12 protein-coding genes are annotated in these 16,328 nt (G+C 62.7%); 6 read left to right on the top strand and 6 right to left on the bottom strand.

The genetic code is table 11. The features are described 5' to 3' along the window. Positions 1 to 69: 69 nt before the first annotated feature. A complete protein-coding gene (gene guaA, locus QZY67_RS10495; RefSeq protein WP_366448970.1) occupies positions 70 to 1,023 on the bottom strand; it encodes a glutamine-hydrolyzing GMP synthase in 954 nt (317 codons plus the stop codon). Positions 1,024 to 1,107: 84 nt separating this feature from the next. On the opposite strand from guaA (QZY67_RS10495), the gene QZY67_RS10490 reads away from it, so the two are divergent. Continuing rightward, positions 1,108 to 1,359 (top strand): hypothetical protein, encoded by a 252-nt coding sequence (locus tag QZY67_RS10490; RefSeq protein WP_295370114.1) that lies wholly within the window; start codon positions 1,108 to 1,110, stop codon positions 1,357 to 1,359. A gap of 167 nt (positions 1,360 to 1,526) precedes the next feature. Here QZY67_RS10490 and guaA (QZY67_RS10485) read toward each other — a convergent pair whose 3' ends face one another. Beyond that, positions 1,527 to 3,068 carry a glutamine-hydrolyzing GMP synthase gene (gene guaA, locus QZY67_RS10485; protein WP_295370113.1) on the bottom strand — a complete coding sequence of 514 codons (1,542 nt, stop codon included), beginning with the start codon at positions 3,066 to 3,068 and terminating at the stop codon, positions 1,527 to 1,529. Between the two features lie 210 nt (positions 3,069 to 3,278). Here guaA (QZY67_RS10485) and QZY67_RS10480 point away from each other — a divergent pair, with 210 nt between their 5' ends. The 5 genes from QZY67_RS10480 (at position 3,279) to QZY67_RS10460 (ending at position 11,601) form a co-directional block, all read left to right on the top strand. Next, the gene (locus QZY67_RS10480) at positions 3,279 to 3,530 is read left to right on the top strand and encodes a helix-turn-helix domain-containing protein (protein WP_295370110.1); all 252 of its coding nucleotides are present in this window, start codon (positions 3,279 to 3,281) and stop codon (positions 3,528 to 3,530) included. Further along, the gene (locus QZY67_RS10475; RefSeq protein ID WP_295370108.1) at positions 3,527 to 4,138 is read left to right on the top strand and encodes a hypothetical protein; all 612 of its coding nucleotides are present in this window, start codon (positions 3,527 to 3,529) and stop codon (positions 4,136 to 4,138) included. Before QZY67_RS10480 ends, QZY67_RS10475 begins: the two co-directional genes overlap by 4 nt. Before the next feature lie 40 nt (positions 4,139 to 4,178). Further along, positions 4,179 to 4,442, top strand: a complete 264-nt coding sequence (locus QZY67_RS10470; RefSeq protein WP_295370105.1) for a hypothetical protein — start codon at positions 4,179 to 4,181, stop codon at positions 4,440 to 4,442. Between the two features lie 224 nt (positions 4,443 to 4,666). Next, on the top strand, positions 4,667 to 9,871 hold the full coding sequence (locus QZY67_RS10465; RefSeq protein ID WP_295370103.1) for a hypothetical protein: 5,205 nt from the start codon (positions 4,667 to 4,669) through the stop codon (positions 9,869 to 9,871). A 2-nt stretch (positions 9,872 to 9,873) separates the two neighbouring features. Next, on the top strand, positions 9,874 to 11,601 hold the full coding sequence (locus QZY67_RS10460) for an ATP-binding protein (RefSeq protein ID WP_295370101.1): 1,728 nt from the start codon (positions 9,874 to 9,876) through the stop codon (positions 11,599 to 11,601). Here QZY67_RS10460 and QZY67_RS10455 read toward each other — a convergent pair. The 4 genes from QZY67_RS10455 to QZY67_RS10440 form a co-directional block, all read right to left on the bottom strand. Further along, the gene (locus QZY67_RS10455; RefSeq protein WP_295370100.1) at positions 11,544 to 12,881 is read right to left on the bottom strand and encodes an ABC transporter permease; all 1,338 of its coding nucleotides are present in this window, start codon (positions 12,879 to 12,881) and stop codon (positions 11,544 to 11,546) included. The genes QZY67_RS10460 and QZY67_RS10455 overlap by 58 nt on opposite strands. Positions 12,882 to 12,884: 3 nt before the next feature. Further along, positions 12,885 to 15,350 (bottom strand): hypothetical protein, encoded by a 2,466-nt coding sequence (locus tag QZY67_RS10450; protein ID WP_295370097.1) that lies wholly within the window; start codon positions 15,348 to 15,350, stop codon positions 12,885 to 12,887. Next, positions 15,340 to 16,074: an ABC transporter ATP-binding protein gene (locus QZY67_RS10445; RefSeq protein WP_294537068.1), complete on the bottom strand. Its 735-nt coding sequence runs from the start codon at positions 16,072 to 16,074 to the stop codon at positions 15,340 to 15,342. The genes QZY67_RS10450 and QZY67_RS10445 overlap by 11 nt, the downstream gene beginning before the upstream one ends. 64 nt (positions 16,075 to 16,138) lie before the next feature. Then, a partial coding sequence (locus tag QZY67_RS10440; RefSeq protein WP_295370094.1) for a hypothetical protein occupies positions 16,139 to 16,328 on the bottom strand: 190 nt, incomplete at its 5' end.

The following is a 16,328-nucleotide window of genomic DNA, read 5'->3' as shown; positions in this document are numbered from 1 at the left end:
TCCAGTATCAAGAGCAGTATGGACGGGCAAAAAAGCCTGTATTCATGCGGGTTTTCGCCGTTTCGAGCGTCATTCCCACTCAATGGTGCCGGTGGGCTTTGGCGTCAGGTCGTAGCAGACGCGGTTGACGCCAGGGACTTCGCTGGTGATGCGCTGGGTGATGTGCTGGAGCAGGGCGAAGGGCACATCCTCCACGGTGGCGGTCATGGCATCCACGGTATTGACGGCACGAATAATGACCGGCCACTCGTCGGCGCGCTTATCGTCCCGCACACCCACAGACTTGAAGTCGGGGATGACAGTGAAGTACTGCCACACCTTGCCCTCGAGGCCGTTTTTGGCAAACTCCTCCCGCAGAATGGCGTCGGACTCCCGGACAGCCTCCAGCCGGTCACGGGTGATGGCGCCCAGGCAGCGGACGCCCAGACCGGGGCCGGGGAAGGGCTGGCGGAACACCATACCGTCAGGCAGACCCAGCGCCTTGCCCACCACGCGGACCTCGTCCTTAAAGAGGAACTTCAGAGGCTCCACCAGTTCAAACTTCAGATCCTCGGGCAGGCCGCCCACGTTATGGTGGGCCTTCACGGGACCGCTCTCCAGAATATCGGGGTAAATGGTGCCCTGGGCCAGGAACTCGATGCCCTCCTGCTTGCGGGCCTCCTCCTCGAACACACGGATGAACTCGGCGCCGATGATCTTGCGCTTTTTTTCCGGCTCGGCCACACCGGCCAGCTTATCCAGGAAGCGATCCACCGCATCCACATAGACCAGATTGGCGTCCATCTCATCCCGGAACACCTTGACCACCTGCTCGGGCTCACCCTTGCGAAGCAGGCCATGGTTGACGTGGACGCACACCAGCTGCTTACCGATGGCCTTGATGAGCAGGGCGGCCACCACGGAGGAGTCCACGCCGCCGCTGAGGGCCAGCAGCACCTTCTTGTCGCCCACCTGTGCCTGAATGTCGGCCACCTGCTGGGCGATAAAGGCCTCGGCCAAGGCGGGGGTAGTGATTCGTTCCATGCTCTCGGGACGCTTGTTGCTTTCCATATGGGTCCTCCTTCGTTGCAATGAATTTAATTTATTTCCACTGGGCAGTACGCAGGCGTGAAGCACTTTTCCCCGTGTTTACACAGGAAAAAGTTCCTCAAATATGTCAATATTGAAATAATATCACAGAACCACAGGAAATTCAACGATTTCCTGACCTTTGAGGGCGGATACAGGGAAAACGCTCTGAGGAACGCCGCGTATGACATTGCCAAACTCAAACTCTGCTCAGGAAAGCGTACAACCGCGGACGCGGATGCAGGCCAGGAGATGATGGAAAATAAATGCAGTTTTCCTGAAAAAGCATAGAAAATATCTGACTTTGCACATAAAAGGAGCCGCCCCGCTGATTCAGAAATCAGCAGGGCGGCTTTGCTGGTTACATGCCTGAGTGCAGGGCAGGCGCAGAACGGCTCACCCCGGAGACATGCGCGGCATGGCGGGGCCTGCGCTTATCGCGCTGCACCGCTGGAAGCTCACTCCCATTCCACCGTGGCGGGGGGCTTGGACGTGATGTCGTAGCAGATGCGGTTGATACCCTTGACCTCGTTGACGATGCGGACGGACACCCGGTCCAGCACCTCGTAGGGGATGCGGGCCCAGTCGGCGGTCATGAAGTCGTCGGTGGTGACGGCCCGGAGGGCCAGAGTATAGTCATAGGTGCGGCCGTCGCCCATAACGCCCACGGAGCGGGTGTTGGTCAGGACGGCAAAGTACTGATTAATGCCGCCGTCCAGGCCGGCCTTGGCGATCTCATCGCGGAAGATGAAGTCAGCCTCCCGGAGGGTGTCGGCCTTCTCCTTGGTGATGTCGCCGATGATGCGGATGGCAAGGCCGGGGCCGGGGAAGGGCTGGCGGGACACCAGATACTCAGGCAGGCCCAGCTCCCGGCCCAGCTGGCGGACCTCGTCCTTGAACAGCAGGCGCAGGGGCTCGATGATCTCCTTAAAGTCCACGTAGTCAGGCAGGCCGCCCACGTTGTGGTGGGACTTGATGACAGCGGCGTCGCCGGCGCCGGACTCGATGACATCGGGGTAGATGGTGCCCTGGGCCAGGAAATCCACGGCGCCGATCTTCTTGGCCTCCTCCTCGAAGACCCGGATAAACTCCTCGCCGATGATCTTGCGCTTGCGCTCCGGCTCGGTCACGCCGGCCAGCTTCAGAAGGAAGCGGGTCTCAGCGTCCACCCGGACAAAGTTGATGTCCCAGCGGGCAAAAGCCTGCTCCACCTCGTCGCCCTCGTCCTTGCGCATGAGGCCGTGGTCCACAAACACGCAGGTGAGCTGACGACCCACCGCCTCTGCCAGCAGGGCGGCCACCACGGAGGAGTCCACGCCGCCGCTGAGGGCCAGCAGCACCCTGCCGTCGCCAACCTTCTCCCGGATCTCCCGGATGGCGGTGTTCTTGTAGTCGCCCATGGTCCAGTCGCCGGAAGCGCCGCAGACCTCGTAGAGGAAGTTGCGGATCATGGCCACGCCGTTCTCCGTGTGGTTGACCTCAGGGTGGTACTGCACGCCGTAGAAGCCACGGGCCTCGTCGGCAATGGCCACATTGGGGCAGGCATCGGAATGGGCCACCAGATCAAAGCCCTGGGGAACCTTGGCCATATAGTCGCCGTGGCTCATCCAGGAGATGCCCTGAGCGGGCAGACCCTTGAAAATCTTGCAGTCGGTGTTGTAATAGGTCTCCGTCTTGCCGTATTCCCGGGCGGAGTCATCCTGAGCGGCGGTTACCTGACCGCCCAGAGTGTGGGCCATGAGCTGGCAGCCGTAACAGATGCCCAGCACGGGGATGCCCAGCTTAAAAATCTCCGGGTCCACATGGGGGGCCTTTTCGTCATAGACGCTGTTGGGGCCGCCGGTAAAAATGATGCCGATGGGCGCCACGGCCTTAATCTGCTCCAGGGGGGTGGTGTAGGGCTTGACTTCACAGTAGACGCCGCACTCGCGCACCCGGCGCGCGATGAGCTGGTTATACTGACCGCCAAAGTCCAGGACAACGACAAGCTGATGGGACATCGTCCGACCTTCTTTCCTTGATTTTCCACGGTTCCGCACAAGCGGGCAGCGTGTGATTTACAGCTTAGAATATCATATTTCCGGCCCGGACGCAAGCAACGAGGCCTACAAACCGCCGCCGCGCGAGATTTATTATTGACTTGTGCAAAGGTCATTCGACCCGCGCACAGGTCATTTTTTTATTTTCGGACGCGGAAAGAAGGTGAAAATGTGCCGAAGCAGTTCAAAACGGTCGAGTTCGAAGACCGGAAGAAGATCGCGACCATGTACGCGGCCGGGGCGATCGCCGCCGACATAGCCCGGCAGATCGGAGTGTCGGCGACCACCATTTACGCCGAGTTAAAGCGCGGCCAGGACGGCGTCACCCTGGACAAGAACTTCCGGCCGGCCTACGACCCGGACCTGGCCCAGAAGCGGGTCCAGGAAGCACTTCGACGGCGTGGCCGAAGAAAGGGACCATGATGAAGTATTTCCATTCGTGGAGCGGCGGGAAGGACAGTACAGCCGCGATCATACTTGACCACATTCACGGGCTTCCGCCTTCGCGGATCGTGTTCTGTGAAGTCATGTATGACCGAAAAAACGGAATCAGCGGTGAACTGCCCGAACATATCGACTTTGTGAAGAACGTCGCGATCCCGAAGTTCGCCGAATGGGGCTTCACCGTCGACCTGATCACCGCAGAAACCGACTACCTGGAAAACTTCTTCCACGTCATTTCCAAGAGCCGGAACGGGAACAACGGAAAAATGCGCGGCTTCCCGTTGAGCGGCCGCTGTACCATTCAACGCGACTGCAAACTGAAACCGATCGGCGATTATTACAAGCGCCTGGGACAGAAACCGGCCGACTTCACCCAGTACGTCGGCGTTGCGATCGACGAACCGGAGCGACTTGAAAGACTTCGCGGGACGAACAAAGTGTCCTTGCTTGAAAGGTACGGCTACACCGAGAAAATGGCCCTGGAACTGTGCAAAGAATACGGCCTTCTTTCCCCTATTTACCAGTACACGTCCAGGGGGGCTGCTGGTTCTGCCCGAATCAGCGTCTTTCCGAAATGGCCCATCTGAAAGAGAATAGGCCGGACTTGACCTGTTCGATGACGACGCCGTGGTGCTGGCGGAGGCGGACAGAGAGGTGACGCTGGAGGCGGAGGGCGACAGCCGCAGAGTTACGGTATCCTGCCCCCAGATGCCATACCTGGGCCTGTGGCACATGCCGGGGACTGACGCGCCCTATGTCTGCATTGAGCCGTGGGTCTCTCTGCCCTCGGAGCAGGGAAAGGCAGCTGCGTTCGAGGAGCAGCCCGATCTGATCGCACTGGAACCGGGCGGGCAGTATCAGAACCACTGGTCCATCACGGTCAGTACATGAGAAAAAAGAACAGAAAAACATTGGCGCCCGCAGCGGGCGCCAATGTTTTTTCCTCCGGAAATTCAGCCGGCACAGGTGGAGAGGGACCTGGACACATGGGAAGTGGAGCCGGGAGATACCGGACGGGCCAAAGAAAACAGCGAAAAATTAAACGCGAGTATGTCAAAGTGGAAAATACTGTGCTACAATAAGAAAACAGGCAATTCTGAGTGAGGTGAAACGCAATGGCGACCTTTCAAGATATCATCCTCAGTGAAATTCAAGTGGGAGACCGGGTTCAGCTCTGCTATGGACAGCAGGGCGCTCAGACCGCCACAGGCACGGTGCTGCGCATCAATGAGGTGCTGATCCACCTCAAAAGCGAGAAGAGCGAGCCGAGAATTCTGCTGGACCAGATTATTTCCTTTGATATACTGCCGGCAGAGGAAGCGGTGGGGCAGGACAATGGAGCGGAGCAGGCGCAGACGCCCGCGCCGTCCGCGCCCGCCGGGCATGTGCTGGCGGACCTGCGGGCGGAGCTGAAGCGGGAGGAGGAGCCGCTCACAGTCAAGACGGCGGCCAGACTGCTGCGGCAGGCGCTGAAGGGGGAGGCCAAGAGCGTCCGGGAGATGGCCGGCGGCGTGCTGGACAGCCTGGAGAACGCGGTGGCCAACCACACGCTGGCCGACAAGCTCCACGATCTGAAGGCCCGGACCAACCGGGCCGAGCAGACCGCGGAGACGGAGCCGGCCAGAGCGCTGCTGGCGGCGCTGATGGGCGCGCTGGAGCTGGGGGCGGAGGAATATCAGACGGCGGCCCTCTGCTTCTCCCAGGCGGGGTGGCCGGAGCTGGCGGCCGAGTGCCTGATCCAGGCCAGAAAGCCGGAGGAAGCCCTGCCCCTCCTGGTCCAGGCGGTCCTCAGCGGCCGCTGCCTTCAGTACGCGGGGTGCCGGGTCCTGGGCGAGGGGTGCCGGGAGGAGCGGAATCTCTCCCCCATCATCCGGGGCAAGGAGCAGACCGGGGACGGGGATGCCCTCCGCCGGCTCCTGCTGGCCGCCGCCGTGGCGGCGGAGCGGGAGAACGTGGAGCTGGAGGGGGACGCCTCTTCCGACCCGGGAGAGCTGCTGGACGCCCTGTTCTATGCCCTGCCCGCCTCCTGGAAGGAGCTGAGCCAGGAGGTGCGGGACCGGGAGGAGCAGATGGCCCAGGCCGAGCTGGAGCGGCAGAAGGAGGAGGCCGCCCCGGAAAAGCCGGCGCTGACCACCACCATCCAGAACTTCTTCCCGGAGCAGCGGTATGGCTTCCTGCGGGTCTTTCCGGACAATATCTTTTTCTATGTCACCCAGGTGACGGATCAGGACCTGGCGCTGCGGCAGCTGCTGGCCAAGGGGGATTTCAGCGGCCTGGAGGTGTCCTATGAGCGGGGCACCAACCACCTGGGCCGGCTGGCGGCCTCCAACATCCGCCTGACCGAGCGTGGACAGCGGGAGGCGGCCAAACGCCTGGGCCGGGTGGGCCGGGACGAGTTCCAGCGGGGCACCCTCCTCTTTTACGACAAGGACAAGGCCTGGGGCAAGGTGATTGACCTGAAGGGGATCAAGTGGTCCTTCAAGGACAACGCCCTGGTGGATCCCTGGCTGGAGGAATACTGCCACACCAACCTCTTCTTCAGCGAGCAGGAGGTGTTCTTCCGGCTGGAGACCCTGAAGGACGGCAAGCAGGTTGTGGGCCAGATGATGCGGGAGCGGCCCTTTGACGAGGCGGAGATCAGCTATCTGGCGCTCAAGCCCTCCGCGGCGCGGCTGGAGCAGTGGGCTGCCTTCAACGCAGCCCTGGACGCGCCGCCTGAGGTGGACGAGAGCGACCCCTATGAGGACTGCCCCTATGAGCCGCTGGCGCCGGAAGAGGACAAAAAGAAAGAGCAGGCCCCCCTGAGCAAGCGGGTGCAGCCTGCGTCCGACGAGAAGCAGAGCAGCGGCAGCGGGCAGGAGCCCGCCGAGCCCCCCCGGCCTGCCCCCGCGCCCGTGCCGGAGGCTGAGCCGGTGCGGAAGGCCACGGCCTGGAAGCTGGGCGACCCCTGTCCCAACTATGAAAAGGCCCATCAGCTGCTGATCCGGGGCAGCCTGGACACCGCGCTGTACTACTATAAGCGGGCCCTGGAGCGGGAGGAGAAGCTGGAGTCCACCGTGGCGGATCTCATCGGCCTCTACAACCGCCTGCCCGACGGCTGGCAGGACGCGGTGGACCTCTTCAACCAGTACCGGGACTATCTCACCAAGGAGAAGGCCCTGAACCTGGAGATCCAGATCTATCAGAAAGGAAAGACCACCGAGGCCCTGGAGCACCTGTGCGCGGTGCTGGAGCAGGCCATCCGGGCCTCCGCCCGGGGCAGCAGAAAATCCCACCACATGATCCAGAAGGCCCAGACCTATATCCGCCTGGGCCGGTACGGAGACGCGCTGGAGACCTACCGCCGGTGGCGGGACCTGTACAGCCAGTACCGCAGCACGCCGGAGGGCGACCGCCTGGCCAAGGCGGAGCTGTCGGTGAAGAAGGGGGAGGCCACCTGCTACTACCACCAGGGCGAGTTTACAGAAGCCGAGCGCCTGGCCAAGGAGGTGCTGCGCCTCTATCCAGCCGACCCCATCGCCAACGGCATCCTGGACCACAACCTGGGCGTGGGGACTTATAACCAGGATGAATTCAACGACCTGAGCTATGACGACGAGGATCCCGACGAGGATCCCACCGACGGCCTGCTCAACGGCTATGTGCTCGCCCGCATCCGCAACCTGGACCTGGCCGCGGTGGTCAAGAGCCATATCTCGGGCGGCCGCTATGTGGGCACGCCGGCGGAGGCCGCCCAGGAGATCCGCCAGCAGTCCAGCGCCCGGGGCGGCTCGGCCAAGACCCGCAGCGACAAGCTCTTTGCCGCCGCCCGGATCATCGACGAGCTGATGGACCGGTACGAGCCGGAGAACCGGTCGGGCCCGCTGTGGAAGAAGGAGCTTACCCTTCAGAACGAGAAGATTTACGCCTCCAGGGCCATTGCCGCCTGGGGCGACTATATGGTGGACAACGCAAACCAGCTGGACACCGCCCGCTTTGCCTACCTGTCCTGTCTGCCCAACCTGGGGCCCAAGAACCGCTGCTTCCGGGATTCCGTGAACTGCTTCCTCCGGTCCTACACCATGGGCCAGCGGGAGCTGTCCGCCTTCATCTCCCAGCAGGCCGCCGGCAGCGGCCACGATGCCCTGGACTTCCGCTTCCTCTCCGAGCGGAGCCTGGCCGAGGCCCTCTACCCCGAGTTCCTGGTGGGCGTGCTGCGCCTGATGCGGGAGCTGCGGGGCCGCCGGATGGATTTCAAGCAGGGCCTGTACGACGCCAAGCCCCTCCGGGCGGGCCTGCTCCGCCAGCTGGGGAAGGTGCTGGGGGATCCGGTGACCATGCAGGAGGACATGGTGGACTTCAGCGGCATGCTCAACCGGGCCGGAGATCTGCTCCGCAAGCGGGAGGAGGAGCTGGAGCGGCACATGGAGGAGTGCGCCCGCCACGTGATGGGCAGCCTGGAGGAGGAGCGCAGCTTCCACGAGCTCCAGTCCCCCGACTGGGCCAACTGGCTGGACGCCACCGACTACGCCCGCCTGCAGGAGTTCTGCGGCATTCTCCGCCGGGAGTGCGACTACCACAAGGGCATGGACTTCGAGCACCGGGCCGAGTGCCTCAAGGATACCATCCAGCGCATCGACCAGCTCAACGCCGCCATCCGGGAGACGCCCACCCGCCTGTCCTTTGACGTCTATGTCCACGCGCTGGAGGATATCCGCAGCCAGCTCATTGAGCAGCAGGCCAATATGTATGAGATGCTGCCCCCCATGCTGACCTGGGAGCTGTCCACGCCGCCCCACTACGACAGCAGCGGAGAGGTGCGGGTGTACCTGAGCGTGTCCAACCAGCGCAACCACCAGACCGCCGACACCATCGAGTATGAGGGCGACGGCGAGGATATTCTCTCCTGCCGGCCCGAGGACGGCCGGGGCAGCATCAACGGCCTGCGGGGCGACACCTACACCGAGGTGATTCTGCTGGTGCGGCTCACGGAGCAGGCCCGGCAGATGGGCAGCTTTACCCTGAACCTGCGGTACAGCTACCGCTACAACCGAACCGCCAAGGACTTCACCAAGAGCGAGCCCCAGGTGACGGAGCTGACCTGCGTGGTGCGCGCCGAGCAGTTCCGCAAGCTGGAGAACCCCTACACCAAGAACATCGGCAGCCCCATGCACGACGAGAGCATGTTCTACGGCAGAAACGACGAGCTGGACCGAATCTGCGGCAAGATCTGCCCTCCTGCCGCGCCCCCCAGCTACAGCCACGGCATCGCCATCTACGGCCAGACCCGCACGGGCAAGAGCAGCCTGCTCTACCACCTCAGGCGCCGCCTGAGCCAGCCGGCCTACCGGGACCGGGTGGTGATCTGGGAGGTCCAGAACATGGGCGACATCCTGATGGACAGCGGAGACGCGGTGGTGGGCTTCTTCTATCACCTGCTGAACATCGCCCAGGAGTCCTTTGACAGCCGGCCCGAGCTGGCCGCCGTCCTGGCCGAGCGGGAGGTGGAGAACCCGGCGGAGCGGATTCTGGAGAAGCCGGACTACGCCTCGGTGCTCTTTGCCAACTATATGCGCCAGCTGGACCGGATTTTCCGGGAGCGGGGCATGGTGATCGTGGTGCTGCTGGACGAGTTTACCTACCTGCACACCAAGATCAAGGACGGCACCATCAGCGGTGACTTCATGAAGTTCTGGAAGGGATTTTTGCAGAACTACTGCGTGTTCGCCGTGGTGGCCGGACAGGACGACATGCCCGACTTTATCCGGGAGAATCAGAACGAGTTTGCCTGCATGGAGCTGATGCGCATCACCTACCTGGAGGAGGAGCCGGCCAAGCAGCTCATCCGGGAGCCCCTGATGCGGGAGAACCGCCTGGCCGAGCCGCCGTTCCAGGAGAGCGCGGTGGACACCCTGTACAGCCTGACGGCGGGCAGCGCCTACCTGACCATTCTGCTGTGCGCCAACCTGGTGGACTACATGAACGCCATCGGCGCGGCCATGGCGGGGGAGGCCATTGTCAAGAGCTTCCTGCGCACCCGGGCCTTTGGACGGATGTCCTTCCTGGACGAGTCCATCTTTGAGCCTCAGCTCAACGAGCGGGGCCGGCCCGAGCTCAAGGAGATCAACGGGAAGATCCTGCTGGAGGTGGCCCGGATCTCCCGCACCACCGGGCAGGCCAGCCTGCGGGAGATCTGCGCGGCCCTGCCCGGGGAGGCCGGCATAAACGACGCGCTGGACCGGCTGGTGCAGCGCAACGTGCTGGAGCAGGTGACCGGCGATGCCTACCGCATTGAGGTCAAGCTGCTGGAGCGCTGGCTGCTGGAGACGAGGGGAGAATAACGATGAGAAAGACAAATCGGTTCCTGGCGGGCCCCCAGGTTTCAGGGGATTCCTTCTTCGGGCGGCGGAGCGAGCTGGACCGGCTGGGGGATTGGATGTTCGGCGCCGCCCCCTGCTGCGGGCTGTCCATTGTGGGCCCTCACCGCATCGGAAAGAGCTCCCTGGTGGCCCAGGTGCTGCGGGAGCACGCCGGACAGGAGAATGTGCTGGTCATCCGCATGAACGTGGGGGAGTGCCCGGACGTCACCGCCTTCTGGTATATGTTTGTGGAAGAGCTGGAGGCCGCTCTGCGCCAGAAGGGCATCTGGGATGAGAGCCTGGAGAAGGCCAGGACAAAGCTGGAATGTCTGACCAACGGGGACAAAAACTGGTATATGCGCATGCGCCAGCCCCTGATCAGCATACTCAGCAGGACCTGGGAGCACGGCCTGCGGGTGCTCTGGGTGCTGGACGAGTTTGACGCGGCCAGATGGGTGCTGGACGGGAGGTGCTACTTCCAGTTCATCCGCACCCTGTCCTCCGAGCTGGATCAGCGCAAAATGACCACCGTCCTCATCTCCCGCAGCCCCGTGGCCGAGATTGAGCACAGCGCCGACGGCATCTCCTCCTTCCACGGCGTGTTCCCATCCTTTACGCTGTACGGCTTCAACGACCAGGACATGGCGGAGTTCTACGGCGCCCTGACGGACTACGACATCTTCCCCGACGGGGAGATGAAGGCCAGGCTGGAGTACTACTGCGGACGGATTCCCTTCCTCCTCTCCATGTTCGCCCGGGAGCTGGTGGAGGACCGGATGCAGCAGCGGGAGGTGGATGCGGCGCGGGTGGACGAGATCTTCGCCCGCCGGCTGCGCGGCGACATTGAGGACTTCTACAAGACCCTCCACAACCGCTTCCAGGAGGACCGCCAGCTGGAGGCCATGCTGGGGGCCCTGTTCGGCCCCATGACCCTGGCCGAGCAGCGGAATGTGAGCGTGCTGGAGCAGCGGGGCTACCTGTGCAAGGACGGAAACGGCTACTATGCCATGACCCGGGATTTCACGGTGTATCTGGAGACACAGCAGACGAAGGTGCCCCTGTTTGAAACCTTCATCCGGGCGGAACGGCGGCTCAAGGAGATGATCCGGACGGAGTTTCCGGCCATGGACGAGCTGCGGTACCAGGCGGCCCAGCCCAAGAGAGATGCGATCCGCCAATGGACGGAGACGCTGGAGCCCTACCGGAGCGCAGGCCTGTCGGGGTACCTGGACTTCCTGGAGGTGACGTACGGAAACTGCCGGGCCATGTCCAGCTGGCGGGAGAACCCCTCCCTCCTGGACGCCATGTCCCTGGGCGCTGTGGTCAGCATCATCAACAGCAGCTGGGACGCCTGTTTCTCAAAATACTTTCCCAAAGAGGACAATAGCACGTGGAAGCTGCGGCTGGAGGAGTTCCATCAGACCAGAAATCCCCTCATGCACGCCTACGGCGACTGCATCCCGGACAAGGTGCTGGACCGGGTGGTGAAGAACTGCCAGTACCTTGCACAGCAAGGCTTCCGGGGCATTCGATTCCACGCGGGGCGGGCGGCTGCCCCCTCGCGCTCCCCCGCCCCGACACAGCCCGATTCTGTTCAACCAAGATTTTTTGACAGGCTAAAAAGAGACATGCCCAGGCATGTCTCTTTTTGCGCTTATTCGCTCTTAATGGCCTCCAAAGCCGGGATTCGGACCGCCTTGTTGGCGGGATAGTAGCCGGAGCCCAAACCGATGAACACGGAGAAGATGACGGCGAACAGGAGGAGCCACGGGGGAATGACGGACACCCGGTTGATATTTTCTCCGCCCAGTATGGCGGGGAGCAGATTTTCCGCCGACGGACCCAGGGAGACCAGATTGATGATCACGGAGACGATGAAGCTGATGATACAGCCGATCAGCCCGCCGATGAGGCCAATGGCGCCGGCCTCGGAGAGGAACATGACCCGGATATCGGTGACATAGCAGCCAAGAGACTTCATGATGCCAATCTCCCGGGTCCGCTCGGAGATGGACATGATCATGGTGTTGGTGATGCCCAGAGCGGCCACGAAGAGAGAGATGGCGCCCAGACCGCCCAGCATCATCTGCTTCTGCCGGGCCTCCTTCTCCATGGGCTTGCGGATGCTCTCCATGGAGTCGGTGGAGTAGCCCATGGCCCGGATCTCCTTCTCCACCGGTTCCACCATATTGATGCCGGACACCTTGACCATAACCGAGTCGTAGGGGACGGCCTTTTTCTTGTTGCCCTGGGCCTTGTCCAGCAGCTTGCGCAGGTCGGCCAGGCTGACGATAATTCCGTCGGAGGTCTCGCCGCCCTTGGAGTAGTCCTCCTTGGTCATGGCAGCCGGGTTGACGGTAACGGAGAACTTGCTGCCCATGGCCTCAATTTCCATTATGTAGGTGGCCTTCATGGCGTCGAAGTAGGGGGGCGGTACGTCGGTCAGGTTGCCGTTGGGGTCCCAGCCGCCGATCCAGCGATCCACCATGTTGCGGCCGTCGGGGCGGAGGGTGTCCCGGAAGCTGTAGGCCAGAAACTGGCCCACAACCACGTCGCCGCTCTTGGTGGGGGCGTGCCCCTCCAGAAGCTGGTAGCCCATCTTCTCCAGCTCGTCGGTGTCAAGCCCCACCACTGTGGTCCAGTCGGCCACATAGCGCCTGCCGGTGCCGGTGATAAGGGTAATGGAGTCGGCCTCCAGACGCAGTCTGGGGGTGACGGCCTCCACGCCGCTGAGGGAGCGGAGCCGTTTGAGCAGCGGGTCGTCCAGCTTGGTCTTGCCCCGGCCGCCCTGGGGGGCGTTGACGGTGATGATGGTCAGATCTCCCATCTCGGAGAGCAGCCGCTCCTGAGTCTCCTTCATGCCGATGCCCAGGGACACCATGATGACGATGGAGCAGCAGCCGATGAGCACGCCCAGCACGGTGAGGAAGGTGCGGGACTTCCGGCGCATCAGGTTTTGCAGGCACATGCGGAGGAGATCGTTGCGCTTCACAGCTTATCCCTCCCCGCCGGAGACGCCGGAGTCTTCGTCATTCCAGTCGCTCCAGCTGTCCTTGGCGGCGCCGGCGGCCTTTTTCCGCCGCACCAGCACCACGGCCGCGGCAAGCGCCGCGACGCCGACGCCGACAGCCGCCGGAATCACCGGGAAACCGCCCTCCTCAGCGGGCAAATCGTCGGGAGAGTAGTCGTCGGGCGGGGGGATGTCAATGGCCCGGAGGGTGATTGGGAATTCCCGGGTCTGTACCTGCTGATCGCCGTTTTCGTAGGAGATCTTCAGCACCAGCTTGATATCGCCCTCCTGCTCGGGGGTGAGGGCAAAGCCGATATTGCCGCTGGTGCCTGCGGTGACGTTGCCCAGATACTGGGTGCGGGCGGGGGTGGACACCCCTTCGCCCTCCACGGTGGCCTCCAGGTTGGCCAGATCGTCCTTGCCTTTGTTGACATAGGACAGGAGGATTTCCGCCTCCTCGCCCACATTTACCGACTCGGGCACCGTGGGGGCGTTGATGTGGAACCGGTCGGGCTGGTAGACAGGGAGAGAGATTTTGATGTCCGCGCTGGCCTGGGATCGCTTCTCCCCGTCTACATACTCGTATTTAAAGCCCACGCTGATGTTCTGGGCGCCACTCTTGCTGGTGGGCACGGTGCGCATGGGTACGTCCTGAACCTGGGTGCCGCCGGCAGAAAGGCTGCCGTAGTAGAAGGTGTTGGTGCTGCCGTCCATGGTGAAGCTCTCGCCGCCGTCCACGGTGACCACCACGTTTTCAATGGCGGTTTTTCCGGTGTTCTCAAAGGTGAAGCTGAGGGGGAACTTGCTGCCCGCGGCCACGGAGGGGCCGCCGTAGGTGAAGCTGCGGATGACGATGCTGGGCACCGAAACATCGGATTTCAAGGTGGCGTTGGCCGAGAGATTCACCTTGTCCGAGGCGGTGGCCTGGGTAATGGTCTCGCCGTTGTCGTAGCCGTACTTCAGCTCGGTGGCAATGGACTGGGTGGTGGAGGAGATCTCCGCCGCCGCCTTCACCCTGAGGGGGATGGAGGCGCTCTTGCCCGGCTCAAGGTCGGGCAGGAGGAAGGTGGAGGTGTCGTTGAGCAGGATAAGGGAGTCGGAGGGGGTCACCGAGGCGGAGGGGGAGAGGAGCTTGGCGGCGCCCGCGTTCTGGAAGGTGACGGTCAGACTCATGGTCTCCCCGGCGGAGATGGGCTTATCCACCGCCGAGCGGGTCACCAGCACCACCGGCTGAGGGATGCTCTCCCTGGCCTGGGCGGGGATGTTGATCTTGTCGGAGGCGGCGGCCTGGGTCAGGGTGGTGCCGTTGTCGTAGCCGTACTTCAGCTCAGTGGCAATGGACTGGGTGGTGGAGGCGATGGTTTTGGCGGCCTTCACCTTGAGGCTGATAGAGGCGCTCTTGCCCGGCTCAATGTCGGACAGGAGGAAGGTGGACACGTCGTTGAGAAGCATCAGGGACTCGGAGGGAGCCACCGAAACCACCGGGGCCACAAGCTTGGCGGCGCCCGCGTTCTGGAAAGTGACGGTCATCTCCCGGGTTTCGTCGGGGGCGATGGGGGTATCCATAGGGGAGCGGGAGACGATGACCACCGGCTGGGGAACGCTCTCCCTGGCCTGGGCGGGGATGGTCACCTTGTCGGTGACGCTGCCCTGGACGGAGGAGAGATTGTTGTAGTAGTTGAACTTCAGCTCCACCCCCAGGGACTGGCTGGAGGAGGGGATGACGTCGGCGGCCCTGACCCGCACCTTGAGGACGGCGGTCTTTTTGGGCATGATATCGTCCAGTGCAAAGGAGGAGGAGCCGCCGGTGAGGGATAATCCCTCCGAGGGGGTGAGGGTGACCACCGGGGACTTGAGCCGGATGCCGCTCAGGTTCTGGAAGGAGAGCGCGATCTCCTTCTCCTGGCCGGGCTGGAGGGGGGAGGCGATGTCGCTGCGGGAGATGAGGACCATGGGGGCGGGCGCGGCCTCGGGAGTGGTGTCGGGCACGCTCTGGGGGGCCTCGTAGACCACCGCCTCGGTGATGGTCACCTCCAGGTTCTGATAGCTGTCCGGCTTGCCCTTCTCGCCCACCTGGAGCCTGACGGTCTGGCCCACGCCCTTGTAGCGGACGTCGGTCAGCTTGACTTCATAGGACAGGGGCTGGCCCGGCTGGGAGGTCTTTTTTACCGACACAGTCCCGCCGGTGAAGCTGTCGTCCAGCTTGCTGATGTCCAGATCGGCGGGGTCCTTGTCGCCGCTGCTCTCGCTGATGTCCTTGATGGACACGGTGATGTTGGCGATGCCGTTTTTGGTGATGGCGCTCACCGTGCCGTTGCCGGAGTTGGTGACGGTGTAGCCGGTGACGTACAGATTTCCGCCCTCGGCCCGGGCGGCCAGCGGGACAAGCGCCGTGGCCAGGGCCAGAAGGATGAGGACGGAGAAGATGCGCTGAAAACGGTTAAGATTCATGGTGCTTGTTCTCCTTGCTGTTGAGTTGATTGCGGACGATTTCGCCGTCAATGAGGGTGACGATGCGGTCGGCGTAGGACGCCATCTCCGGGTCGTGGGTAACCAGAATAATGGTCTGGTGGTAGTCCCGGGAGAAGGAGCAGATCATATCCATGATCTCCACGGTGGTCTTGGAGTCCAGGTTGCCGGTGGGCTCGTCAGCGAACACCACGTCAGGCCGGGCGATGAAGGCCCGGGCAATGCCCGCCCGCTGCTGCTGGCCGCCGGACATCTGCCGGGGGAAGTGGTCCAGCCGGTGGGACAGGCCCACCTGGCAGAGAATTTTCCGGGCCGCCGCCTCCCGCTGCTTCCGGGGTACGCCCCGGAACATGAGGGGCATGGCCACGTTTTCCGTGGCGGTCAGGTTGGGCAGCAGATTGTAGGACTGAAAGACAAAGCCCAGGTGCCGCTGGCGGAAGGCGGCCAGCTGGTTTTCGCTCAGACGGGAGATGGGGACGCCCCCGATGGACACATGGCCCCGGGTGGGCTTTTCCATCCCGGCCAGCTGGTTGAGGAGGGTGCTCTTGCCCGAGCCGGAGGTTCCGAAGATACAGCAGATCTCCCCCCGCATGACATTTAAATTGATGCGCTTGAGCGCCACCACAGTTTCATCACCGACAGGGTACTCCTTGCGGAGATCCTTGACCTCGATGATGGGGCGGCTGCGCAGGTCAGATCCGTTCATCGGCTCTGCCTCCTTTCTGTCAGAGAGCATACACCCCCACCCTTTGTCTGTCGTTTGCGGGCATTTAAGATTTGTAAAGAAAACCGCAAGGAAACCAAAAAAATGTCCGCCGGATTTTTGGTCCGGCGGACATCAGGCTGTCGAAAAAGTGGCTACCGCCACTTTTTCGAAGGAGCTTCATGAAATTTTCGCCTCGATTTCTGATGAAATTGTCGGCAAAAATTTCATGAGAAGTGTCATTTTCGAGGCGCATG

Origin of the sequence: uncultured Pseudoflavonifractor sp. (assembly GCA_904419835.1) — a bacterium.
Taxonomy (GTDB): domain Bacteria; phylum Bacillota; class Clostridia; order Oscillospirales; family Oscillospiraceae; genus Pseudoflavonifractor.
The sequence above is the reverse complement of the archived record's forward strand: the minus strand, read 5'-3'. Positions and strand labels throughout refer to the sequence as shown.

Coding starts and splice junctions, on each gene's coding strand:
- guaA (WP_366448970.1), bottom strand. CDS start 1,023: ATGGAACGAATCACTACCCCCGCCTTGGCCGAGGCCTTTATCGCCCAG.
- guaA (WP_295370113.1), bottom strand. CDS start 3,068: ATGTCCCATCAGCTTGTCGTTGTCCTGGACTTTGGCGGTCAGTATAAC.
- QZY67_RS10475 (WP_295370108.1), top strand. CDS start 3,527: ATGATGAAGTATTTCCATTCGTGGAGCGGCGGGAAGGACAGTACAGCC.
- QZY67_RS10465 (WP_295370103.1), top strand. CDS start 4,667: ATGGCGACCTTTCAAGATATCATCCTCAGTGAAATTCAAGTGGGAGAC.
- QZY67_RS10460 (WP_295370101.1), top strand. CDS start 9,874: ATGAGAAAGACAAATCGGTTCCTGGCGGGCCCCCAGGTTTCAGGGGAT.
- QZY67_RS10450 (WP_295370097.1), bottom strand. CDS start 15,350: ATGAATCTTAACCGTTTTCAGCGCATCTTCTCCGTCCTCATCCTTCTG.
- QZY67_RS10445 (WP_294537068.1), bottom strand. CDS start 16,074: ATGAACGGATCTGACCTGCGCAGCCGCCCCATCATCGAGGTCAAGGAT.